We start from the raw sequence: 22,504 nt of genomic DNA on the forward strand, positions 1-22,504 counted from the left end.
ACCGGCAGCATGATCGCGTGAGACGACGCGGTCATGCGCAGGCCGGTCCAGACAGAAGACATCCCAGACGCCGCCGCACTCCCATCGCGGCGGCGCTTTTCATTGGCGGGATGGCTGGGTGGCTGGTTGCGCTGGCTGGCGCTGCGCGCGCTGCTGGCGGGGGTCGTGCTGGTGTTGCTGTTCGCGCTGTTCAACCCGCCCACCACGCTGACCATCATCCAGAATGCGCGGGATTATCCCATCGCCGAGCGACGCTGGCGGGATCTCGGGGAGATTTCGCCTGTCATGCTGCGCTCGGTCGTGGCGGCGGAGGACGCGAATTTCTGTCGCCATTGGGGGTTCGATATGGAGGAGATCCGGCGGGTCGTCGCCGCTGGCCGGGGTGGCGGCGCCTCCACGCTCAGCCAGCAGGTGGTGAAGAATGTCTATCTCTGGCAGGGGCGGAGCTGGACGCGCAAGGCGTTCGAGGCGGTGCTGACCCCGATGATCGAGGCGGTCTGGACGAAGCGGCGGATCCTGGAGGTCTATCTGAACGTGGCCGAGTTCGGACCGGGAGTGTTCGGCATCGACGCGGCCGCAAGGCATCATTTCGGCACCACGCCCGACCGGCTGGATTACGTGCAGGCCGCGCGGCTGGCCGCGATATTGCCGGCGCCGAAGTCGCGCAGCACGCATTCCGCCAGCCGCCGGTCGCGGGCCATCGCCGACGGGGCGGCCACGATCGAGAAGGACGGCCGGGCGGACTGTTTCGAGTAGCGCGTCAGGCCCCGGCCGTCTCGGCCGCGATCTGGGACCGGGATTTGCGCCCCCGCTCGGTGGCGGATTTCAACTGACCGCAGGCGGCCATGATATCCTCGCCGCGCGGGGTGCGGATCGGGCTGGCATAGCCGGCCTTGTAGATGATGTCCGCGAAAGCCTCGATCCGTTCCCAGCTTGACCGCTGATAGGGCGCGCCGGGCCATTCGTTGAACGGGATCAGGTTGATCTTGGCCGGGATGCCGCGGATCAGCTTGACGAGGCGTCGCGCATCCTCGTCACTGTCATTCACCCCGTCGAGCATCACGTATTCAAAGGTGATGCGTTCGGAGTTGGACAGGCGCGGATAATCCCGCAACGCGTCCAGCAAAGTCGCGATGTTCCAGCGTTTGTTGATCGGAACCAGACGGTCGCGCACCTCGTCGGTGGTGGCATGGAAACTGACCGCAAGCTGGCAGCCGATTTCCTCGGCGGTCTTGGCAATTTCGGGCACCACGCCGGATGTGGACAGGGTGATGCGGCGGCGCGACAGCGACAGCCCCTCGCCATCCATGACGACCTTCATCGCATCGCGGACCGCCTCGAAATTGTAAAGCGGCTCCCCCATGCCCATCAGCACCACGTTGCTGACCAGCCGGGTCTCGTCCTTGGGCTTGCCCTGAACGGGCCATTCCCCCAGATCGTCGCGCACCAGCATCAACTGGCCCACGATTTCGGCGGGGGTCAGGTTGCGCACCAGTTTCTGGGTGCCGGTGTGGCAGAAGGAGCAGGTCAGCGTGCAGCCCACCTGCGATGACACGCAGAGCGTGCCGCGCCCCTCTTCCGGGATATAGACTGCCTCGACCTCATGCCCGCCGGCAATCCGCAGCAGATATTTGCGGGTGCCATCCTCGGAAATCTGGCGTGTGACCAGCTCGGGCAGCGCGATCTCGAACCGCTCCGCCAGCATCGCCCGGTAGTCCTTGGCGAGATTGGTCATCGCCGCGAAGTCGCGCACGCCCCAGTAATAGATCCACTGCCAGATCTGGCCGACGCGCATCTTGGCCTGCCGCTCCGGCGTGCCGGCAGCGATCAGGGCATCGCGAAGCTGGTCGCGGGTCAGGCCGACCAGATTCTGGCGGCCGGTTTCGGGCAGCTTGCGCGGAATGGTCAGCACGTCTTGCGTGATCGGGGCGGTCATGGCGGCAGATTCCTTGGGGAGGCTGCATATTTAATGAAAAACGCCCCGCCGATCAAGGCGGGGCGCGGGATCAGTGCGGCGCATGTGGCGCCGCCGTGACGAACGGCGCTACTGACACTGCGACTTCGCGGCATTGGTGGCCGCGGTGATGCCAGACAGGCTGAACGTGTCGACCGTTTGCGTGCCGCGCGAGGACATGCCGGTGATGCTGGCTTCCGCGCCCGCGCGCAGCGCCGCGATCAGCCGCGCATCTTCGGAGGAGGAGCCGGTCCAGGCGTTCTCGCCTTCGGTGAACAGGTCGAAATTCTGCCCGCCCACATTCACCGCGACGGTGGAGCCGGGACGGAACGGGTAGCCGCCGGTGAAGCTGACTTCACCCGCCGCGCCGGGCCGATATGCCACGTAGAGCCGGATATCCCCGCGCTGCACCTCGACCTGCTGGCCGTCCTTGGTGTTCACGGTGGATTTCGGCGGGGACACGGCCCAGCACTCCCGCGGATCGCTGCCCGCGAAGACCGTCCAGTCCCCTTCCGTGGTGACGACATTGGTGGATTCCTGGGCATGCGCCGGGCCCGAGAGCCCCGCCGCAACCACGATGATCGCGGCAGCGCCGCGCAGCATTGTCTTTGTCATGTTCTGCCTCCTGCCGATAGCTTTCTTAACGATGCCTGTGGCCTTTGATGTGCTTCCTCGTCAAGATAGCGCCAAACGAAGGCGCGGAAAAACCCCATTTGGCAGGAAATCGCGCATTTGTCAGGAAAATGAGAGGAAGCGGATTCATGCCGGCAGCGGAACTGATCGAATTGTGGCGGGGCGGGTTGCGCGAGGGCGTGCATCGGGGTCACGCGGTGATTCACGATGGCCGCGACGTGGTGGCGGCCTGGGGCGAGCCTGATGCGGTGATCTTCCCGCGCTCCTCCTGCAAGATGATCCAGGCCTTGCCGATGCTGGAATCCGGTGCGGCCGACGCCGCAGGCCTGGGGGTGGAGCAACTGGCGCTGTCCTGCGCGTCCCATAACGGTGCGGCGCGCCATGTCGAACGGGTCGGAGAGTGGCTGGACGGCATGGGGCTGGGCGAGGCGGATCTGCGCTGCGGCTGCCACAAGCCCTGGGATCGCGAGGAGGCGAAGCGCCTGACCTGCAGCGACGCCGTGCCCAGCCAGTTGCACAATAATTGTTCGGGCAAGCATGCCGGCTTCCTGAGCTGGGTGCGCCATGCGGGCGCCGGTGCCGAATATGTCGAGCTGGATCACCCGTTGCAGACGGCGATCCGTCAGGCCACGGACGATGTCACGCAAGAGGAACCGGCAGGTGTCGGGATCGACGGCTGCTCGGCCCCGAATTTCGCGGGCTCGATCACCGGGCTCGCCCGCGCCATGGCCGCCTTCGCACAGCCATCCGGCGACGGGCGCGGCCGGGCGATGACGCGGCTCGTGGAGGCGATGACAACCTACCCGGAACTCGTCGCCGGGGAAGGCCGGGCCTGCACCGAACTGATGCGCGCGATGGAGGGTCGCGTCGCGGTCAAGACCGGCGCTGAGGCCGTGTTCATCGCCATCATCCCGGAACGCAAGCTGGGCGTGGCCGTCAAGATCGAGGATGGCGGCACCCGCGCCTCGGAGGCGGCGATTGCGGCATTGCTGGTGCATCTGGGGGTGCTGGACCGCGCCCACCCGGTCGTCGGGAAGCTTCTGAGCGATCCGATGAAGAATTGGCGCGGGCTGGAAGTGGGCGAATTGCGGCTGGCTTCGGGCTTTCCGGTCTGATTCCGGTGTCCCTTCGCCGCCGGCCGGTCCGGCATTGCGCGCCTTCAGGGCTGGCGCGCGATCCTCAGCAGGTCAAAATAATCCGCGATCGCCTTGTGCATCAGCCGGTATGGATCCTCGCCATCCGGCCAGGCCGTATAATGCCCGTGCAACAGCATTCGCGGCAGCCCGTAGAGATAGGCGCGCAGCGACAGCTCGACCGTGCGGACATCCGGGGCGAAGCTGACCGTCGCGTTCCGCCTGCACGATCAGGTCGAACATCGTGTCGCGCAGCCACATGTAGAGTTCAAACAGCTTCTCTGACACCTTGAACTCATCGATCGGCCGCGAGCCGATGAGGTCATACTGGGTCGGATTGTCGCGCACCCAGCGGATATAGCCGATGCTGAACAGCTCAAGCTGATGCAGCGCATCGTCTTCGGGGCCTTCCGACTGGGTATGCGTGATCGTGTTGACCAGCTTCTCAATTGCGGTTTCAGCGACGGCGCTGATCAGATCCGCCTTCGAGGAGAAGTGCCGGAATGGCGCGGCGACCGACACGCCGACGCGATCCGCGACTTTGCGGATCGACACGCCGTCCAGACCCTCTTCGTCGATGATGTCGATGGCAGCGGCAATCAGCGCGGCGCGCAGATTGCCGTGATGGTAAGCCATTCGCCCTCCCGCATGTTGCCCGGATCAGACACCGGGACCGCACAATGCTAGTCGGACGAGATGTTATAATACAGTTAACCTTTATTGACCTATTGAAAACATATTTGGATCAAGGCTCTGTGCCCAAGGGCGAGCCGTTGGCGGGAATTCCCGAACAAATTTATGCGATCCGGTTGCGCCGATCAGGCGTGCGGTGACAGCGCGTTCTGCTGCTCACAAGGGAGTTCGGCACATGAGAAAACCCGCCATGCGGACATGGCGGGTGTTGCTGTCAGCCCGGGCGAGCCGGTTGTCGCGTCAGCCCTGGCGGGCCTTGAAGCGACGATTGGTCTTGTTGATCACATAGATCCGGCCCTTGCGGCGCACCACCTGGCAATCGCGGTGGCGGCTCTTGAGCGAGCGGAGCGAGTTGCGAACCTTCATCGGTCTTCTCCTCATCGCGGCGCTCAGCCAAGCGCCTTGAAACTGAAATACCCCCGGCCCATGTCCGGGGGCGCGAAAATGGTGGGCGGTACTGGGATCGAACCAGTGGCCACTACGATGTCAACGTAGTGCTCTACCGCTGAGCTAACCGCCCGTTCCCGTGCGATTCGGCCCTTTCAGGGGACAAGCTCGCGTCGGTTCGGGGGTCTATATAGGCAGTCCGAAACGGTTTCAAGATGGTTGGCGGCAGAAAAACGCGCCGCTATAAACGGACAAAGCGCCGGGCTGGGCAGAGCTGTCCGGGTATCGGAGGAGCCATGGAAGCGGCCGCGCATCCCGACGACATGTTCAGCCATGTTCTGCATCGCCCCAGAAGGTGGCATGGCGGCGTGATCGTCTGTTCGCCGCATTCCGGGCGGGAGTTCCCAGGCTGGTTCCTGAAGGAAAGCTGCCTGGACATTGCGGCGCTGCGTTCCTCGGAAGACGCGTTCATGGACCGACTGATCGCGCCTGCCCTGGCTGCGGGCGCCGTGACGCTCTCGGCGCGGATCCCGCGCAGCATCGTCGATCTGAATCGCAATGCGACGGAGCTGGACCCGGCGACGGTCGATTGCGGTCCGCGCCGGCCGACCACGCCGCGTGCGATGGCCGGTCTGGGGGTGATCCCGCGCGTCGTGTCGGGGGCGCGCCCCATTCGCCAGGCGCCGGTCCCGATGATGGAGGCGCAGCGGCGGATCAACAGCTATTGGCGCCCTTACCACAAGGCGCTGCGCGGCTTGGTCAACGAGGCGCTGCACCGGTTCGACCGGGCGGTGATCCTGGACATGCATTCCATGCCGCATGACGCGGTCAGCCACATGCTGGCGCCAAGACCGGAGGTGGTGATGGGCGACCGGCATGGCGTAAGCTGCGGTGCAATGATCCGTCAGCAGGTCTGCGCCTTGTTCCGGGCGGAGGATTTCCGGCTGCGCATGAACGCGCCTTTTTCCGGGGCTTACGTCGCCTCGGCTTACGGCCGGCCGGCGCAGCGCGTCCATGTGCTGCAGGTCGAGATCGACCGGGCGCTTTACCTTGACGAGGCCCGGATCCAGCCATCGGCGGGGTATCCCGCGCTGGCGGCACGGCTGGGGCGCGTCTTGTCCGGGGCGGCGCGGCTGCCGCTCGACGCCAACCCGTCCGGCATGGCGGCCGAGTGAGCGGCGATCTCGCCCGTCCTCGGCCCTGGAGTTGCGGCGATGGGTTCGTCGCGACCAAGCTGATCCTGCTGCATGGCGACGATCTGCTGACCTATTTGCGCGACGACCGCCCGGATATTCCGCACCCCGCGCAGTGGGATCTGCCCGGCGGCGGGCGCGAGGGTGACGAGAGTGCCGCGGATTGCGCCCTGCGCGAGCTTGCAGAGGAGTTCGGACTGCATTTTTCCGCCGATCGGCTGCGCGCGCCCGTGGCCTTCACGAACCCGGCCCGCCCCGACTATGTGTCGGTCTTCTACTGCGGCGCGCTCCGGGAATGCGACATCGCCGCCATCCGCTTCGGCGATGAGGGGATCTGCTGGCGCATGATGCGCGTTGCCGACTATATCGTCCATCCGGCGGCCGTGCCGCATTTTCGGGCGCGCGTGGCGCATTGTCTCAGCCAAGCGCGGAGCGAGCTGGATTGGTTATAAATTTGTAATTTGATTAATAAACGTTAACAGAAATTAAACAATATCAGCGGAATAACCGGCTGGGAATTGCGGTTTGAATTGACAACTCGCTTCCTCTCGCCGCATTGTTCTTTAGAATGTTTCTCTCGTCCGGCAATCAGAATGTGCCGACGTGATCCCGGCCCAGAACGGGCAGCGAGCAGGGCGTGGCGATGGCCCGCAAGGTCTCCCGTGCTGCGCAAGCCGGGATGGGCGCTTTCGCGACTGCTGCTGAGCGGGTTAATACAAAACAGCGACCGGCCGGGCCGTTCCGCGTGACGCGGACGCGCGACTGCCCGCTCCGCGCCGCGATCGAGGATGTAGTGATGATGACTCCGCGCCGTAGTCTGGCCGACGTGGTTTTTGAACGGATGGAACTGTCGATCAAGTCCGGCGCCTATGCCGATGACGAGCGCCTTCCGACCGAGCATGAGCTTGCCGCCGAGTTCGAGGTGTCGCGCCCCATCGTGCGCGAGGCGCTGCGCCGCCTGCGCGAACGCGGGCTGATCTATTCGCGCCAGGGGGCGGGAAGCTTCGTGCGCACGCTGGGGCTGCGCAACCCGCTGGGTTACGGCGCGCTCGAAAACATCGCCGATTTGCTGAGCTGCTATGAATTCCGCGCCGCGATCGAGCCGTCATCCGCCGCCTTGGCTGCCGCACGGCACACGGAGGACAGCCTCGCAGCGATTGTTGCGGCGCTGACGGTGATGAAGGAATCCGGCAATCGCCAGGCGCAGCGCGAAGACGCGGATTTCCAGTTCCACCTGGCCATCGCGGTGGCCAGCGACAACAGCTACTACTCCACCACGCTGGCGGCGATGAAGGATCACATCGGCGCCGGGATGAAGCTGAGCGGGTTATCAGCGATGCGCGCCAATGCGTCAGGCCCGATCAGCGACGAGCATGACCGCATTGTCGAGGCGATCCGCAACCGGGACGAGGAGGCGGCCAGTCTTGCCATGCGGGATCACCTGAACGGCTCGCGCGAACGGCTGTTCGAGCGGCGCAGGCCGGACCCTGTCTCGAACGGGGTGATCTGACGCGCTGCGTCCCCGCGGGCGGGCGTGATCCGGGCACGGGGCGTGAGGCGGCATCACATGTCCAGCAAGCCGCGCAACTCGGCGTAATCTCCGGCAAGAAGGTCGCAGAAATCGAAGGGCGCGGGGTCGGCCGCGACCTCTGCGCCCACGGCAATCGTGAAATATCCCGCGGCAGAAGCAGATCGCGCGCCGGGCAGCGCGTCCTCGATCGCGATCAGATCGCCGGGGCGCAGCCCAAGCCGCTCTGCCGTGACCAGATACGGCATCGGATGCGGTTTGCGCTGCGGCATCGGATCGGCCGAGACGACAAGGCGCACCAGCTCCAGCACGCCGATCTGGCCGAGCGCGTCGCGGATCAGATGCTCGGGCGAGGACGAGCAGATGGCGACCGGCAGCCCCAGGCGATGAATATCACCCAGGAACGCCGCCGCGCCAGGAACCGCCACGCGCATCTGTGGTAGCCAGGTCGCCGCCTCGGCAAAAATCTCCTCCTCGATGGCGCGGGCCGCCGCCCTGTTCCCCGGCGCGAACACATCCGCGACCAGATCATCCATGCTGCGCCCGACACTGGCCGAAAGCTGCGCGGCGGAGATCGACCGGCCATGCCGCGCGGCGACGATGCTTTTGGCCTTGCCCCAGGCCGGTTCGCTGTCAACCAGCGTGCCGTCGAGATCGAAGACCACGCCGCGGAACCGTCCCGGCAAGGTGATCCGATCGGCGGACCCGCTCATCCTGTGTCGCCTTTGGCTTTCGGAATGGCCATCCGCACAAGCGGCCGCAGCGTTCGTCCCTTGACCACCCAGCTCGTCGCAAAGGCAAAACAAGCCACGACCTCCAGCCAGAGCACCGGCCGTAGCGCGGCCAGTTCCTCTGCAATCCCGGCGATCTTGAGAATGCCAATAGCCGAGATCGAGGCCAGGATCAGCCAGCCGCAGATCCGATAGATCCGGTGCCGCGCCCGGTTCTCGGCCGTGCGGCGGCTGCCGCGCACGAACAGCACAAGGCAGAATACCGCCAATGCCCCGAAAAAAAGCCCGGCGCTGAGGCTGTGCAGCAGGGCGGATACGTCCTCGCCGACCACGCATTGCGCGAGAGTGCATTCGACCGGTCGATCCACGATCACTGGCGCCGATTGCGGAACATCGTAGGCGTCGGCCTCGGCCATGGGCAGGAATGCCACGCCAAGCGCGCCGAACGCGGCGGCGCGGGCGACATTGCGATCGGTGATGATGGCGGCGGAGGAGGGACGGTATCCCTCGTAACTCCACAGGAACACCGCCTGTGCACAGAGCGTGCCGACAAGCACATCCCGCATTGGCGAAAAGTAGTAAGCAGAAATGCTGGACAGGATGCCGTCGGCGGAGAACAGGCCATAGAGGATCAGCGCGATGGGCAGGAAGAATCCCAGATAACCGATGGCGCGCCGGACGGCGAGAAAGGACAGCACGAGATCATTGCCCGCCTGCTCTGCCGTTTCGGGTTCCCGCGCCAATGCTCTGCTCCCCTGCTGAATACAGGCAGAGCAGGATGAGGGAGACGCGTCAAGTGGTGGCATCCGGGCGGCGCGCCGACCGGCATGGGGTGGCGCGGCACAATTCATGTTCAAATATTTCAAACTTGAAATGAAATCCCTGCTGGCCTAGGCTGCAGGCGCCGGGCGACTCTGTCCGGGCCAGGATTTTCGGGAAGGACATTGCCATGCGGATCGCATGCCTTGGGGGCGGGCCGGCCGGGCTCTATTTCGCGATTTCGATGAAACTTCGCGACCCTGCGCATGAGGTGGTGGTGATCGAGCGCAACCGGGCCAATGATACTTTCGGCTGGGGTGTCGTGCTGTCGGACGAGGCGCTTGAAAACCTGGAAGCCAATGACGCCGAATCCGCCCGGTCCATCCGCGATCACTTCGCCTACTGGGACGATATCGCGGTGATCCATGACGGGGTGCGCACCGTGTCGGGCGGCCATGGCTTTGCCGGGATCGGCCGCAAGCAGATGCTCATCATCCTGCAGCAGCGCGCGCGGGAACTGGGTGTCGATCTGCGATTCGAGACCGAGTTCAGGAGCGCGGAGGATTACCGGCAGGATTACGATCTGGTCGTCGCCTGTGACGGAATCAATTCGCGGGTCAGGAATGAGTATGCCGAGATCTTCCGGCCCGACGTGGATCTGCGGCAGGCGAAATTCATCTGGCTCGGCACGCATCAGAAATTCGACGACGCTTTCACCTTCATTTTCGAGAAGACCGAGCATGGCTGGCTCTGGGCGCATGTCTACCAGTTCGACGCCGATACCGCGACCTTCATCGTGGAATGCCAGCAGGATACCTGGGACCGCTGGGGCTTCGAGGCGATGTCGAAGGAGGAGATCGTCGAGACCTGCCGGAAGATCTTCGCGCGCCATCTGGACGGGCAGGCGCTGATCTCCAACGCCGCACATCTGCGCGGCTCGGCAGTGTGGATGAACTTTCCGCGGGTCATCTGCGAGAAATGGCATCACGAGAATGTCGTGCTGATGGGCGATGCGGCGGCGACGGCGCATTTTTCCATCGGGTCCGGCACGCGGCTGGCCTTTGAAAGCGCGATCTCGCTGGCCGGCTATCTGCACAGCGAAGCCACGATGGAGGCCGCCTTCGAGCGGTATCAGGACGAACGCAGGCTGGAGGTGCTGCGCCTGCAATCGGCGGCGCGCAACAGCCTCGAATGGTTCGAGCAGGTCGAGCGCTATCTGCATCTGGATCCGGTGCAGTTCAACTACTCGCTGCTGACGCGGTCGCAGCGCATCAGCCACGAGAATCTGCGCCTGCGCGATCCGCAATGGCTGGAATCGGCCGAGCGGTGGTTCCAGTGCAGCGCAGGCGTCGCGGAAGATGCCCCGGTCCGGGCCCCGATGTTCACACCGTTCCGCCTGCGCGGGATGGATCTGGCGAACCGGATCGTCGTCTCGCCCATGGCGCAATACAAGGCGGTGGACGGCACCCCGACCGACTGGCATTTCGTCCATTACGCCGAACGCGCCAAGGGCGGCGCCGGGCTGGTCTATACCGAGATGACCTGCGTCTCGCCCGAGGGACGGATCACCCCCGGCTGTCCCGGTCTCTACGCGCCTGAGCACGAGGCCGCATGGCGGCGGCTCGTCGATTTCGTCCATGCCGAGACGGACGCGAAGATCTGCTGCCAGATCGGGCATTCGGGTCGCAAGGGCTCCACCAATATCGGGTGGGAGGGGATGGACAAGCCGCTGGCCTCCGGCAACTGGGACCTGATCTCGGCATCGGCGATTCCGTGGTCCGGCGAGAATGCCGTGCCGCGCGAGGCGTCGCGGCAGGATCTGGACCGGATCAAGGCGGAATTCGTGGAGTCGACGCGCATGGCAGAGCGCGCTGGCTTTGACATGATCGAGCTGCACGCGGCGCATGGCTATCTGCTGTCATCCTTCATCTCGCCGCTGTCGAATGCGCGGGAGGATGACTATGGCGGGAGTTTCGAGAACCGGATGCGTTGGCCGCTGGAGGTGCTGCGCGCCATTCGTGACGCCTGGCCGGCGGACAGGCCGCTCTCGGTGCGGATTTCTGCGAATGACTGGGTGGGCGAGCGTGGGGTGACGCCTGATGAGGCGGTGCAGATCGCGAAAGCGTTCAGCGAGGCCGGGGCGGATCTGATCGACGTGTCGGCCGGGCAGACCTCAACCGAGGCGAAGCCGGTCTATGGCCGGATGTTCCAGACGCCATTTTCGGACCGCATCCGCAACGAGGCGGGGCTGGCGACGATGGCGGTGGGCAATATCTACGAGGCCGATCACGCCAACTCGATCCTGATGGCGGGACGGGCCGATCTGGTCGCGGTGGGACGCCCGCATTTGGCCGATCCCTATTGGGTTCTGCGCGAAGCTGCGAAGATCGGGGATCGCAGCCAGGACTGGCCGCTGCCCTATCTGGCCGGGCGGGATCAGGCTTGGCGGCTGGCCGACCGCGAGGCCGAGGCGATCCGGGCATGACAGGCGCGCAGAAACATATCGTCGTCACCGGCGGCGGCAGCGGGGTCGGTGCCGAAACGGCAAGAGTGCTGGCGCAGACCGGCGCGCACGTGACGATCATGGGGCGGCGCGAGACGCCGCTGCGCGCACAGGGACTGCCCTACCAGATTTGCGACGTCACCGATCCGGACGCGGTGGAGGCGGCGTTCGAGGCGGCGCGGAAGGCGCATGGCCCGGTTCTTGGCGTCGTGGCGAATGCCGGGGCGGCGGACAGCGTGCCCTTTGCCAGAATGACCGCGGAGACCATGACCGACATGCTTGCGGTCAATCTGATGGGCGTCGTGAATGTCTGGCGGGCCGCGCTGCAAGACATGAAACAGGCCGGATGGGGGCGAATGATCGCCATCGCCTCCACCGCCGGGCTGAAGGGCTACCCCTATGTCTCCGCCTATTGCGCCGCCAAGCACGGTGTTGTGGGGCTGACGCGGTCGCTGGCGATGGAGCTGGCAGGGGCCGGGATCACGGTGAACGCGGTCTGCCCCGGCTTTGTCGAGACCCCGCTGCTCGACAGATCGGTCGAAAATATCATCGCCAAGACCGGGCTTTCGGAGGACGCGGCGCGCGACAGCCTCATCCGCAACAACCCGCAGCGCCGCTTTATCCAGGCCGAGGAGGTCGCGGGAGCCGTGTCCTATCTTTTCTCCGACGCGGCGCGTTCGGTGAACGGCCATTGCCTGACGCTCTCGGGCGGCGAAATCTGAGGAGACAGGATGCGCAGCGATACCACCCATTTTCATTGCGAGATCGCGGACCGGATCGCGACGCTGTCTCTGGCCCGGCCGGAGCGGAAGAACCCGCTGACCTTCGACAGCTATGCCGAGCTGCGCGACTGGTTCCGTGATCTGCATTACGACGACACGGTGGGCGCGGTGGTCTTTGCGCCGAACGGGGGCAATTTCAGCTCTGGCGGCGATGTGCATGACATTATCGGTCCGCTGACCGAGATGAACATGAAGGAACTGCTGCGGTTTACCCGGATGACAGGCGATCTGGTCAAGGCGATGCTGAATTGCGGCAAGCCGATCATTGCCGCGGTGGACGGGGTTTGCGCCGGTGCGGGCGCGATCATCGCGATGGCGTCGGATCTGCGCATTTCCACGCCGGATGCGAAGACGGCGTTCCTGTTCAACCGCGTGGGCCTCGCCGGCTGCGACATGGGGGCCTGCGCGATCCTGCCTCGGATCATCGGACAGGGGCGCGCGGCGGAGCTGCTGTATCTCGGCCGGTCGATGAGCGCGGAGGAGGGGCTGGCCTGGGGGTTTTTCAACCGTGTCGTGGACCGGGACCGGCTGATCGCGACGGCGCAGGATATGGCCGCGCGGATCGCCGCCGGGCCCGGATTTGCGAATATGATGACCAAGACGATGCTGGCACAGGAATGGTCGATGGGTCTGGACCAGGCCATCGAGGCCGAGGCGCAGGCGCAGGCGATCTGCATGCAGGGACAGGATTTCCACCGCGCCTATCACGCCTTTGTCGGCAAGCAGAAACCTATATTCGAGGGCGATTGATGGCAGACCGGAGCTTTCTCGACTGGCCGTTCTTCGAGGAGAGGCACCGCGCCTTGGCGGCGGATCTGGAGGGTTGGGCGGCGGAAAACCTGCGCGCGATCGACCACGCCGACACCGATGCGGCGTGCCGCCGGCTGGTCGCGTCGCTGGGCGAGGCCGGGTTCCTGACGCATTCCGCAGTCGACCCGGATGGTGAAGCGCCGATCGATGTGCGCAGCCTGTGCCTGATCCGCGAGACGCTGGCCCGCCATGACGGGCTGGCCGATTTCGCCTTTGCCATGCAGGGGCTTGGGACAGGTGCATTGTCGCTGTTCGGGACGCAGGCGCAGAAGGCCGAGTGGCTGCCGCTGACCCGGTCGGGCAAGGCCATCTCGGCCTTTGCGCTGACCGAGCCGCGATCCGGTTCGGATGTCGCGAATTCGACCATGACCGCGGTGCGGGATGGCGGCGATTATGTGCTGAATGGCGAGAAGACCTGGATCTCCAACGGTGGGATCGCGGATCTCTATACGCTTTTTGCCCGCACCGGCGAAGCGCCGGGCGCGAAAGGGCTGTCCGCCTTCATCCTGCCTGCGGGTCTGCCCGGTTTCGAGATTGTCGAACGGCTGGAGACGATCGCGCCGCACCCGCTGGCGCGGCTGCGCTTCACCGATTGCCGGATACCGGCGACATCGCTGTTGGGTCAGCCCGGACAGGGGTTCCGCATCGCCATGTCGGTGCTCGACGTGTTCCGTTCGACCGTGGCGGCAGCGGCGCTCGGATTTGCGCGGCGGGCCCTGGACGAGGCGCTGGCACGCGTCACCACCCGCCAGGTCCAGGGCGCCAGGCTGAGTGAATTGCAGATGGTGCAGGGCCATATCGCGGACATGGCGCTGGATGTGGATGCAAGCGCGTTGCTGGTCTATCGCGCCGCCTGGACCAAGGATAGCGGCGCGCCGAGCGTCACCCGCGAGGCGGCGATGGCCAAGCTGTTCGCGACCGAGCGGGCGCAGAAGGTGATCGACATGGCCGTTCAGCTTCATGGCGGTGACGGCGTCAGGTCGGGCGAGACGGTGGAGCGGCTGTATCGCGAGATCCGGGCGCTGCGGATCTATGAAGGTGCCAGCGACGTGCAGCGCGTGGTGATCGCGCGGCAGGCGCTGTCCGATGCGGCGGGCGGATAGCGCCATGCCGGATTTCCGCTTTCCCCAGAAAATCCTGTTCAAGCATTGCGACCCGGCCGGGATCGGCTTTTACCCGCGCTATGTCGAGATCATCAACGACGCTGTCGAGGCCATGTTCGACGATCTGCTGGGCTGGCCCTTCGCCGAGATCGTCGCGACCGGTGGGGTGCCGACCGCCTCGATCCATATCGAGTTCGAGGCGCCGTGCCGACTTGGCGATCATATCACGCTGGAAATCACGATCGACCGGGTGGGCGACAGCAGCATGACCCTGCAAACCGAGGCCCTGTCCGACAGCGCGCGACGCTTTCACGTCCGGCAGGTGCTGGTCTGTATCGGCGAGGATGGGCGGCCGCGACGCTGGCCCGATCATCTTCGCGCCAAGGTGGACGAGATCATGGAGGGCCGCACATGACGCCGGAGACGATTCACCCCGAGGGCTGGGCGCCTGCGCTGGGATACGCCAACGGCATGCTCATGCCGGACGGAACGCTGCATATCGGCGGCCAGATCGGCTGGAACAAGGACAAGATCTTCGAGGCCAAGGACTTCATCGGCCAGATGGAGCAATGCCTCCGTAATATCGTCGAGGTGGTCCGCGCCGCCGGGGGCGCACCGGAACATATCGGCCGGCTGACCTGGTATGTGAAGGACAAGTCCGACTACATGGCCAATCAGCGCGCGATCGGAGATGCCTATCGCGGGGTCATGGGGCGGCATTTCCCGGCCATGTCCCTGCTGGTCATCAGCGATCTGCTCGAGGACGAAGCGCTGATCGAGATCGAGGCCACGGCGTTTATTCCCCGCTGATCCGGGCGAAGCCGCCCTGCGGCTCGGAGAACGCGTGGAGCTTGCCTGGCGAACAGCCGACTCGCGTTAAGCGTGTGCAGCCGGTCGAGTCACTGCTGATCGCTTCCATTCATAAGTGAAGACTAAGGCTGGCTATCGCCCGCCGAAACGCAAATCGGCCCGTATTTTACATCTAGGTTGATAACAACTCGTCGCGCTATGCTGCCATCGGCCGAGTCGGCTGGACAGGATTGCAAGCGAGCGCCGGGAACTGCTAGGTTTTCCGCCGCGTCACAAGCGCGGATCTGACGTCGGTGAGTTGTAATTTCCCTTGACTAACAATGCAGTCATAGGGAACTACCGTTTAAGTAGATACTCGATAGATAAGCGGAGGATTTTCATGTCAATGCGGACTGACAGGCAAATCCGCCCAGCTGGCAAGACAGCACTGGAACAAATGCCATCATATCGTCTGAACCATATCGTTCACCAATACCAGCAGACCGTGCAATCCCGGCTTCGTTCCGTCGGCGTCTCGATGCTGAAGATGCGGATCATCATGTCGCTGCGCAGCTATGGACAATTGACGGTCAGCGAGCTGTGCAATCACGCCATTGCCGAGCAGCCGACGATGAGCCGCGCGCTCGACAGCCTCGAACAACAGGGGTTCGTTCGGCGCGAGCAAAGCCGGGTCGACAGCAGGTTGCGGCTGGTGACGCTGACCGATGACGGGCGCCGGGTGGGCGAGGAGATCCATCCGGTCATCATGGAGATCAACGCGCGGATGACGGACGGGCTGGAACCGGAGCAGCGCGAGGCGTTCTCGCAGCATCTCGGCCAGATCCTGAACAACCTGCGGACCATGTGAGGCGCATGGGTGTCGGGAGCCGGCTGTGCGTCAGCCCCGAGCGTCGGACAGGCTATTCCGCAGACGCCGCAGCACGTTTTTCAGCGCATCAAGATCCGCTTCAGTCATCTCCGCGAACAGATCGTCCACCACATCGCGATGCTCCGCGGCGAGCGCCTCGAAGATCGTCAGCCCTTTCGGCGTCAGCCGGACCGTGATCCGGCGCCGGTCCTCGTCGGAGAGGATCCGCGTGACCAGCCCGTCCTTGACCAGCCGGTTGACGACGGTGGTGGCGTTTCCGTTTGAAATCAGCAGGGTCCGCGACAGCTCGGTCATCGTCAGCCCGTCGCGCCGGCGGTGCAGCGCGGCCATCACGTCGAAGCGCGGCAGTGTGGTGTTATGCGACACCCGCAGGAACTCGCGCAGCTCGTTCTCGACTTGACGGGTGACGCCCAGCATGCGGATCCACAGCTTCAGCCGCCGCACCGCCAGGGTCGGTTCGTCGCCGTGCGCCTCATTTTCCGGGGTGTGATCCAAGCGTGCCTCGCATCCATGCGAAAGATTACCGCATGTGATAGAGTTGAATTACCTTGAATACAAATATTTTGAGAATGAATTGTCGGAACTTACCTGCGCACACCCCCCGGCATGGCCAACATGCGCTACCAGGACGCGCCGATCGCGGTGGCGCAGGCGATGACCTGCTCGGCCGCGCCGTCCGGCAATTCGTGCAGCGCGACGATCGAGACAGCGGCATCGGTGGGGTTCGCCTCTGCGTCGCGGCTGATGATTGGCGCGGCGATGCCCACAGCCCCCTGCTGCAACTCGCCGCGGGTCATGGCATAGCCCTGCTCCCGCGCGCGTACGACGCCGGGCAGATCCTCGCTGGTCGCGGGCCGCCCCGACAGGATCGCCAAGCCTGACGCGCCGCGGGTTAACGGGTGACGCACCCCGAGGCGATAGGACAGGCGCAATATGCCGTCGCCGCCCTCCTGCACCAATGCCACCACCGCGTTGGGTCCATCGGCCAGAACCACGCAGGAGGTCGTCCGCGTCGCCTCCGACAGCGCGGCCAGATGCGGTGCCGCCGCGCTCAGCCGGTGCCGCTCCACCCGTGCGGCGAGCGGGATCAGCCCCGCCCCCAGCACTGCGCGCCCATCCGTCAGCCGCCGCACCAGCCCATGCGACTCGAGCGTCGCGATCAGCCGATAGGCGATGGCCTTGTGAATGCCGAGACGCAGCGCCAGCTCGGACGGTTTCATCCCGGCTTGAGCTTCGGACAACACGCCCAGCACGGCCAGTCCGCGATCCAGTGTCTGCAGCATCGTCGCGGCCATAAGTCCCTGCCTTCTTTGCGTGATTGACTTGTACACGTATTAAATGTATCGCTAAAAGTAACAGAAGGTGCGATAAACGACAACAAGGGAGGCGCATCATGGCAGCGACGCATGACAACGATGCGGCTTGCCCGTTTAGTCGGCAGGCCCGCAGCTTCGATCCGTTCGGCGTGGCGTATCAATCCGATCCGGCCGAGGCGCTGCGCTTCTCACGCGAGGATGAGCCGGTCTTTTACAGCGAGGCGATGGGCTATTGGGTCGTCAGCCGCTATGACGACATCAAGGCGGTGTTCCGCGACAACATCACCTTCTCGCCCGCCAATGCGCTGGAAAAGATCACCCCGGCCACACCTGAGGCGGTGGCGGTGCTGAAGCGCGAGGGTTACGGCATGGACCGGACCCTGGTGAACGAGGACGAGCCGGTGCATATGGCCCGCCGCCGCGCGCTGCTGGACGCCTTCGCGCCGGATGCATTGGCCGAACATGCCCCGATGGTCCGCGATCTGGTGCGCGAGAAGCTGGATGCCATCATCGAGCGCGGCCATTCCGATCTGGTCGAGGACATGCTGTGGGATGTGCCGCTGACCGTGGCGCTGACATTCCTCGGCGTGCCGGATGACGACATGACGACGCTGCGCAGCTTCTCGGTCGCCCATACGGTAAACACCTGGGGCAAGCCCACACCGGATCAGCAGGTCGCGGTGGCGGAGGGGGTGGCGAAGTTCTGGAATTACTCCGGCGATGTGCTCGCGCGGATGTCGGCGCAGGTGGACGCGGGAAAGGATGTCCACGGCTGGATGTATGACATGATCCGCCAGAACCGGGTCATGCCGGACATCGTGACGGACAATTACCTTCAGTCGATGATGATGGCGATCATCGTGGCGGCGCATGAGACCACCGCGCTCGCCTCTGCCAATGCGTTTCGCGAGCTGCTGACCCACCGGCATCAATGGGACGCAATCTGCCGCGACCCGGCGCTGATCCCGGCGGCGGTAGAGGAATGCCTGCGCCATTCAGGCTCCATGGTGGCGTGGCGCCGCATCGCGACGAGGGATGCGGCGGTCGGCGGGGTGACGATCCCGGAAGGCGGCAGGATCCTGATGGTCATGGCGTCCGGCAATCGCGATCCGCGCCATTTCGAGAACCCCGATGCGCTTGATATCTGGCGCGACAATTCGGCGGATCACCTGACGTTCGGCTATGGCGCGCATCAATGCATGGGCAAGAATATCGGCCGCATGGAGATGGCCATCATCATCGAGGAGGTCAGCCGCCGCCTGCCGCATTTGCAGCTTGCCGAGCAGGAGCTGACCTATCTGCCCAACATCTCGCTGCGCGGTCCCGAGGCGCTGCGGGTCACCTGGGATCCGGCCAAGAACCCGGAACGGCAAGACCCCTCCCTACGACACACGGGGCGGAATTTCCCCGTCGGCGCGCCGGACCGGAAATCCATTGTCCGCCGCCTGCGCGTGGCCGAGGCCGCGCCACTCGCCCAGAACATTCTCGGCATCACCCTGGCCGACCCTGCGGGTGAGCGGCTGCCATCCTGGTCGCCGGGCGCGCATGTGGACATCGTGATGCCGGACGGGGAGAGCCGGAAATATTCGCTCTGCGGCCCGGCAGATGCGGGCGAGTGGCAGATCGCGGTGCTGCGCGACGACCTCGGCCGGGGCGGATCGCGATGGATGCACGAGAATGCCGGCACCGGAGCAACATTGCCGGTCCGCGGCCCGCATAATCACTTCCGCCTCGAAGAGGACGCAGCCCATCATGTGCTGATCGCGGGTGGCATCGGCATCACGCCGATCCTGGCCATGGCGGACCGGCTGAAGGCGTTGGGAAAGCCTTACGCGCTTCATTATGCCGGGCGCAACCGGGCACGCATGGCGCATCTGGATCGGGTCGAGGCGGAGCACGCTGACGCGGTTGAGCTGCATCTCTCCGATGATGGCACACGGTCGGATCTGGAGAAAATCGTTGCGGACGCGCCAGCAGGCAGCTTCATTGCCGCCTGCGGCCCCGCGCGGCTGCTGGACCAACTCGACGCGCTGATGAGCCGCCGGCCCGACCTGCGGCTGCGGTTCGAGCATTTCTCATCCGACGACAGCGCCGCGGAACTGGCAACGGGTCAGGCCTTCGACGTCGAATGCACCGACAGCGACCTGAGCCTGCACGTCCCGCAGGATCGCAGCCTGTTGCAGGTTCTGCGCGGCGCCGGTCTGGACGTGCCGTCCGACTGTGAGGAAGGGTTGTGCGGAAGCTGCGAAGTCGTTGTCGAAGAAGGACAAATAGAGCATCGTGACCGGGTGCTCACGGCGGTTGAGCGCGCGGCCGGGGACCGGATCATCACCTGCTGCTCCCGCGGCAGGGAGAGGCTGAAAATCAAGATCTGACAAAGTTCCACAGGGAGGACATACTGAATGAAAACCACCATCATCTCTGGCGCCGTGGCGCTGACAGCGGCATTGCCGGCCGCGGCGGAGACGACGTTGTCGCTGAGCCACTACCTGCCTGCCGTGCATGGGATCCACACGGATTTCATCGAACCGTGGACCCAGCAGGTTTCCGAGTGCAGCGGGGGCGAGGTCAGCTTCGAGATCTTTCCGGGCGGCACCCAGAAAGGCAATGTCGCCAAGCAGCAGGAACAGGTGATGGCCGGGGTGGTCGATATCGCGCATGGCCTGTCGGGCATTCCGCGCGGCCGCTTCAACCGCACCTCGCTGATCGAAATGCCGTTCTTGACCCGCGATGCGGGGGCTGCGTCCAACGCACTGTGGTCGCTCTATGAGGAAGGCGAGCTGGGCGACGAATATGACGGGCTGAAGGTGCTGGCGCTGCACGCGCATAATGGTGGTCTGCTGCACACCAATGGCACGCATGTCGAGACCATGGAGGACATGAAGGGCCTACGCATCCGCACCCCGTCCCCGCCCGTCTCCGAGATGCTGACCTTCCTGGGCGCCACGCCGCAGGGCCTTCCGCCCGGCGAGGTCTATGAGAACATCCAGCGCAAGGTGATCGACGGGACGGTGTTTCCGTGGGATCCGGTGAAAAGCTTCGGCCTGAACGAGGTGCTGACCGACCATCTGGATATCGGCGCCTATACCGTATCCTTCTTCTTCGTGATGAATCAGGACAAGTTCGACAGCCTGCCGGAGAACGTCCAGAACTGCATCGACGAGGCGTCTGGCGCGGAGCTGGTCGGCAAGTTCGGCGACTGGTGGGACGCGTGGGATGCGGCGGGTCGTGAAGAGGCCGAGGCGGCCGGCCACACCATCACCGCGCTGTCGGACGAGGAGCGCGACCGCTGGCGCGAGGCCCTGACCCCGATGATCGACAAATACCTGGAAACGATGCAGTCCGAAGGCGTCGAGGACGCGGCGGAGCTTTACCAGAAGTTCCAGGACCGGATCGCGGAGTTCGAATCCGGCCAGTAGGCCCGGCCAGAAAACCGCATCCGACAAGCCCCGGCGCGGTCAGCCGCGCCCGGGCCCGAGCTTTCTGAAGGACGAGACATGCAGAATTTCTTGCGCCGCATCGACGGCGTGATCGAGTTTCTGGCCGCCATTGGCGTGCTGGCCTATTGCGGCGCGGCGTTGGTCAGCGTGGCGGATGTGATCGGGCGCCGGATCGGGACACCGGTGCCGGGCGTCGTCGATCTGGTGCAGCTTTTCATCATGGCCGGTGCCTGGCTGTCGATCCCCTGGGGTTTCTCGGTCGCCGCCCATGTCGGCGTGGATTTCCTGATCGAGCGGCTGCCCAACGGGATCGGTCGTATCCTGCACGGGGTGGCCGCGACGGCGGCGATCCTGCTGATGATCCTGATCTTCATCGAGTGCATCCCCACCTACCGGATGCAGGTGATGCTGGGCGACAAGTCGCAGCAACTTGGTATCCCGATTGCCTTCTACTGGCTGCCGCTTCTGGGAGGCGTGCTGGCATCGGTGCTGGCGCTGATCCCCGTGGTCCTGCGGCTGGTGCTGAACCTGCCCCAGACCAGAACCGCTGCGCATTGAGGATCCTGCCATGTCCATGCCTCTCATCGGCCTCGCCGGATTTCTTCTGACCCTCGTTCTGATCGCGCTCGGCTTTCCAGTGGCCATCTCCATGGCGGTGATCGGGCTGGCCGGGATCGCGCTGAGCGGCGGGCTGGATCAGGCCGCTTACGTGCTCTCCACCGCGCCGTTCGAGTCGATCTTCCCCTACAGCTTCAGCGTCATCCCGCTCTTCGTGCTGATGGGGGTGTTCGCGGCACATGCCGGGCTGTCGCGGTCGCTGTTCGACGTCATCAATGCCTTTGTCGGGCAATGGCGCGGCGGGCTGGCGGTCTCGACGGTCGGGGCCTCGGCCGTGTTCGGGGCGATCTGCGGCTCGTCGCTGGCGACTGTCGCCACGATCGGCCGCGTCGCCATGCCGGAGATGCGCCGCTATGAATACGACGACTCGCTCGCTGCCGCTTCGGTCGCGGCCGGCGGCACGCTTGGCGTGCTGATCCCGCCCTCGATCATCCTGGTGATCTTCGGTCTGCTGACCCAGACGCCCATCGGCGCGCTGTTCATGGGGGCGATCATCCCCGGTGCCCTGGGAACGCTGCTCTATGCGCTTGCGGTGATGGTGCGGGTGCGCAGGCGGCCCAGCCTTGCGCCTGCCGGTGCGCGGGTTGGCTGGGCGGACCGGGTCTCGTTGCTGGCCAGGGTCTGGCCGGTGGTGCTGCTGTTCGGCGTGGTGATCGGCGGGATGCAGCTTGGCTGGTTCTCGCCCACCGAGGCCGCGGCGGTCGGCGCGTTCGGTGCGTTTCTGCTCGCGCTCGTCATGGGCGGTCTCGGCGGCGCTGTCCTGCGCGAGATCATCCGCGAGACCGCGGCGCTGACCGGCATGATCTTTCTGATCCTGATTGGCGCGGCGTTCTTCAACTTCTTCCTGGAGACGACGGGTCTGCCGATGATGCTGGCCGAGACGATCGGCGCCTCCGGCCTGCACCCGACGGCGGTGATGGTGCTTATCCTGCTGTTCTACGTCGTGCTGGGCTGTTTCATGGACTCGATGTCCATGGTGCTGCTGACCGTGCCGCTGCTGGCCCCGGTCGCGATAGCGCTCGACTACGACATGGTGTGGTTCGGCGTGCTGGTGGTGACGGTGGCCGAGATCGGGCTGATCACCCCGCCGGTCGGGATGAACCTGTTCGTCGTGCAGGCCACGGCGCCGGGGCTGAAACAGGACACCGTGATCCGCGGGATCCTGCCCTTTATTGCCGCCGATGTGCTGCGGCTGATGCTGTTGCTGATCTTTCCCTGGCTGGTCTGGTCCGGGATGTAGGCC

At 65.0% G+C, this 22,504-nt stretch carries 24 protein-coding genes and 1 tRNA gene; 16 read left to right on the top strand and 9 right to left on the bottom strand.

Annotated elements, in window-relative coordinates:
* Positions 1-33: 33 nt before the first annotated feature.
* Positions 34-756: a monofunctional biosynthetic peptidoglycan transglycosylase gene (gene mtgA / locus BLT73_RS03450; protein ID WP_090520826.1), complete on the top strand. Its 723-nt coding sequence runs from the start codon at positions 34-36 to the stop codon at positions 754-756.
* 4 nt (positions 757-760) lie between these two features.
* Here the strand turns inward: mtgA and rlmN are convergent, their stop codons facing one another.
* Complete coding sequence (gene rlmN, locus BLT73_RS03455) at positions 761-1,936, bottom strand: dual-specificity RNA methyltransferase RlmN (protein WP_090520829.1); 1,176 nt, start codon at positions 1,934-1,936, stop codon at positions 761-763.
* 108 nt (positions 1,937-2,044) lie between these two features.
* Entirely contained in the window at positions 2,045-2,569 is a 525-nt protein-coding gene (locus BLT73_RS03460; RefSeq protein WP_090520832.1) for an invasion associated locus B family protein, read from the bottom strand.
* Positions 2,570-2,715: 146 nt separating this feature from the next.
* Between BLT73_RS03460 and BLT73_RS03465 the strand changes: the two genes are divergently transcribed.
* Positions 2,716-3,702, top strand: a complete 987-nt coding sequence (locus BLT73_RS03465; RefSeq protein ID WP_090520834.1) for an asparaginase — start codon at positions 2,716-2,718, stop codon at positions 3,700-3,702.
* A 72-nt stretch (positions 3,703-3,774) separates the two neighbouring features.
* On the opposite strand, the gene BLT73_RS03470 is transcribed toward BLT73_RS03465, so the two are convergent.
* From BLT73_RS03470 to BLT73_RS03480, 3 genes are all read right to left on the bottom strand, one after another.
* Positions 3,775-4,356 (bottom strand): TetR/AcrR family transcriptional regulator, encoded by a 582-nt coding sequence (locus BLT73_RS03470; protein WP_090520836.1) that lies wholly within the window; start codon positions 4,354-4,356, stop codon positions 3,775-3,777.
* 297 nt (positions 4,357-4,653) lie between these two features.
* Positions 4,654-4,779, bottom strand: a complete 126-nt coding sequence (gene ykgO / locus BLT73_RS03475; protein ID WP_042245282.1) for a type B 50S ribosomal protein L36 — start codon at positions 4,777-4,779, stop codon at positions 4,654-4,656.
* Positions 4,780-4,858: 79 nt separating this feature from the next.
* A tRNA-Val gene (locus BLT73_RS03480) sits at positions 4,859-4,933 on the bottom strand.
* A 163-nt stretch (positions 4,934-5,096) separates the two neighbouring features.
* Here BLT73_RS03480 and BLT73_RS03485 point away from each other — a divergent pair.
* From BLT73_RS03485 to BLT73_RS03495, 3 genes are all read left to right on the top strand, one after another.
* On the top strand, positions 5,097-5,975 hold the full coding sequence (locus BLT73_RS03485; RefSeq protein WP_245726982.1) for an N-formylglutamate amidohydrolase: 879 nt from the start codon (positions 5,097-5,099) through the stop codon (positions 5,973-5,975).
* Entirely contained in the window at positions 5,972-6,445 is a 474-nt protein-coding gene (locus BLT73_RS03490; protein ID WP_245726989.1) for an NUDIX domain-containing protein, read from the top strand. Before BLT73_RS03485 ends, BLT73_RS03490 begins: the two co-directional genes overlap by 4 nt.
* A 344-nt stretch (positions 6,446-6,789) precedes the next feature.
* Positions 6,790-7,503: a FadR/GntR family transcriptional regulator gene (locus tag BLT73_RS03495; RefSeq protein ID WP_090521000.1), complete on the top strand. Its 714-nt coding sequence runs from the start codon at positions 6,790-6,792 to the stop codon at positions 7,501-7,503.
* Between the two features lie 53 nt (positions 7,504-7,556).
* On the opposite strand, the gene BLT73_RS17210 is transcribed toward BLT73_RS03495, so the two are convergent.
* Complete coding sequence (locus BLT73_RS17210; RefSeq protein WP_176804864.1) at positions 7,557-8,234, bottom strand: HAD family hydrolase; 678 nt, start codon at positions 8,232-8,234, stop codon at positions 7,557-7,559.
* Complete coding sequence (locus BLT73_RS17215) at positions 8,231-8,995, bottom strand: hypothetical protein (RefSeq protein ID WP_176804866.1); 765 nt, start codon at positions 8,993-8,995, stop codon at positions 8,231-8,233. Before BLT73_RS17215 ends, BLT73_RS17210 begins: the two co-directional genes overlap by 4 nt.
* A gap of 206 nt (positions 8,996-9,201) precedes the next feature.
* On the opposite strand from BLT73_RS17215, the gene BLT73_RS03505 reads away from it, so the two are divergent.
* From BLT73_RS03505 to BLT73_RS03535, 7 genes are all read left to right on the top strand, one after another.
* The gene (locus BLT73_RS03505; RefSeq protein ID WP_090520839.1) at positions 9,202-11,496 is read left to right on the top strand and encodes a bifunctional salicylyl-CoA 5-hydroxylase/oxidoreductase; all 2,295 of its coding nucleotides are present in this window, start codon (positions 9,202-9,204) and stop codon (positions 11,494-11,496) included.
* Complete coding sequence (locus BLT73_RS03510; protein ID WP_090520840.1) at positions 11,493-12,236, top strand: SDR family NAD(P)-dependent oxidoreductase; 744 nt, start codon at positions 11,493-11,495, stop codon at positions 12,234-12,236. Before BLT73_RS03505 ends, BLT73_RS03510 begins: the two co-directional genes overlap by 4 nt.
* Before the next feature lie 9 nt (positions 12,237-12,245).
* On the top strand, positions 12,246-13,046 hold the full coding sequence (locus tag BLT73_RS03515; protein WP_090520841.1) for an enoyl-CoA hydratase family protein: 801 nt from the start codon (positions 12,246-12,248) through the stop codon (positions 13,044-13,046).
* A complete protein-coding gene (locus BLT73_RS03520; RefSeq protein ID WP_090520843.1) occupies positions 13,046-14,209 on the top strand; it encodes an acyl-CoA dehydrogenase family protein in 1,164 nt (387 codons plus the stop codon). Before BLT73_RS03515 ends, BLT73_RS03520 begins: the two co-directional genes overlap by 1 nt.
* Complete coding sequence (locus BLT73_RS03525) at positions 14,193-14,624, top strand: acyl-CoA thioesterase (protein ID WP_245726994.1); 432 nt, start codon at positions 14,193-14,195, stop codon at positions 14,622-14,624. The genes BLT73_RS03520 and BLT73_RS03525 overlap by 17 nt, the downstream gene beginning before the upstream one ends.
* Complete coding sequence (locus tag BLT73_RS03530; RefSeq protein WP_090520845.1) at positions 14,621-15,019, top strand: RidA family protein; 399 nt, start codon at positions 14,621-14,623, stop codon at positions 15,017-15,019. The genes BLT73_RS03525 and BLT73_RS03530 overlap by 4 nt, the downstream gene beginning before the upstream one ends.
* Positions 15,020-15,455: 436 nt before the next feature.
* Positions 15,456-15,866, top strand: coding sequence for a MarR family winged helix-turn-helix transcriptional regulator (locus BLT73_RS03535; protein WP_176804868.1), 411 nt, complete (start codon positions 15,456-15,458; stop codon positions 15,864-15,866).
* A 30-nt stretch (positions 15,867-15,896) separates the two neighbouring features.
* Here the strand turns inward: BLT73_RS03535 and BLT73_RS03540 are convergent, their stop codons facing one another.
* Together BLT73_RS03540 and BLT73_RS03545 are read right to left on the bottom strand one after the other, a co-directional pair.
* Complete coding sequence (locus tag BLT73_RS03540) at positions 15,897-16,382, bottom strand: MarR family winged helix-turn-helix transcriptional regulator (protein WP_245726998.1); 486 nt, start codon at positions 16,380-16,382, stop codon at positions 15,897-15,899.
* A gap of 125 nt (positions 16,383-16,507) precedes the next feature.
* Complete coding sequence (locus BLT73_RS03545) at positions 16,508-17,182, bottom strand: IclR family transcriptional regulator (RefSeq protein WP_090520850.1); 675 nt, start codon at positions 17,180-17,182, stop codon at positions 16,508-16,510.
* A 98-nt stretch (positions 17,183-17,280) separates the two neighbouring features.
* Between BLT73_RS03545 and BLT73_RS03550 the strand changes: the two genes are divergently transcribed.
* The 4 genes from BLT73_RS03550 to BLT73_RS03565 all read left to right on the top strand — a co-directional run bounded on the left by BLT73_RS03550 (position 17,281) and on the right by BLT73_RS03565 (position 22,501).
* Positions 17,281-19,578: a cytochrome P450/oxidoreductase gene (locus BLT73_RS03550; protein WP_090520852.1), complete on the top strand. Its 2,298-nt coding sequence runs from the start codon at positions 17,281-17,283 to the stop codon at positions 19,576-19,578.
* Between the two features lie 27 nt (positions 19,579-19,605).
* A complete protein-coding gene (locus BLT73_RS03555) occupies positions 19,606-20,622 on the top strand; it encodes a TRAP transporter substrate-binding protein (RefSeq protein WP_090520854.1) in 1,017 nt (338 codons plus the stop codon).
* 78 nt (positions 20,623-20,700) lie between these two features.
* Entirely contained in the window at positions 20,701-21,201 is a 501-nt protein-coding gene (locus tag BLT73_RS03560) for a TRAP transporter small permease (protein WP_090520856.1), read from the top strand.
* 10 nt (positions 21,202-21,211) lie between these two features.
* A complete protein-coding gene (locus tag BLT73_RS03565) occupies positions 21,212-22,501 on the top strand; it encodes a TRAP transporter large permease (RefSeq protein WP_090520857.1) in 1,290 nt (429 codons plus the stop codon).
* Positions 22,502-22,504 lie beyond the last annotated feature (3 nt).

The organism is Paracoccus isoporae, assembly GCF_900101865.1.
Classification (GTDB): domain Bacteria; phylum Pseudomonadota; class Alphaproteobacteria; order Rhodobacterales; family Rhodobacteraceae; genus Paracoccus; species Paracoccus isoporae.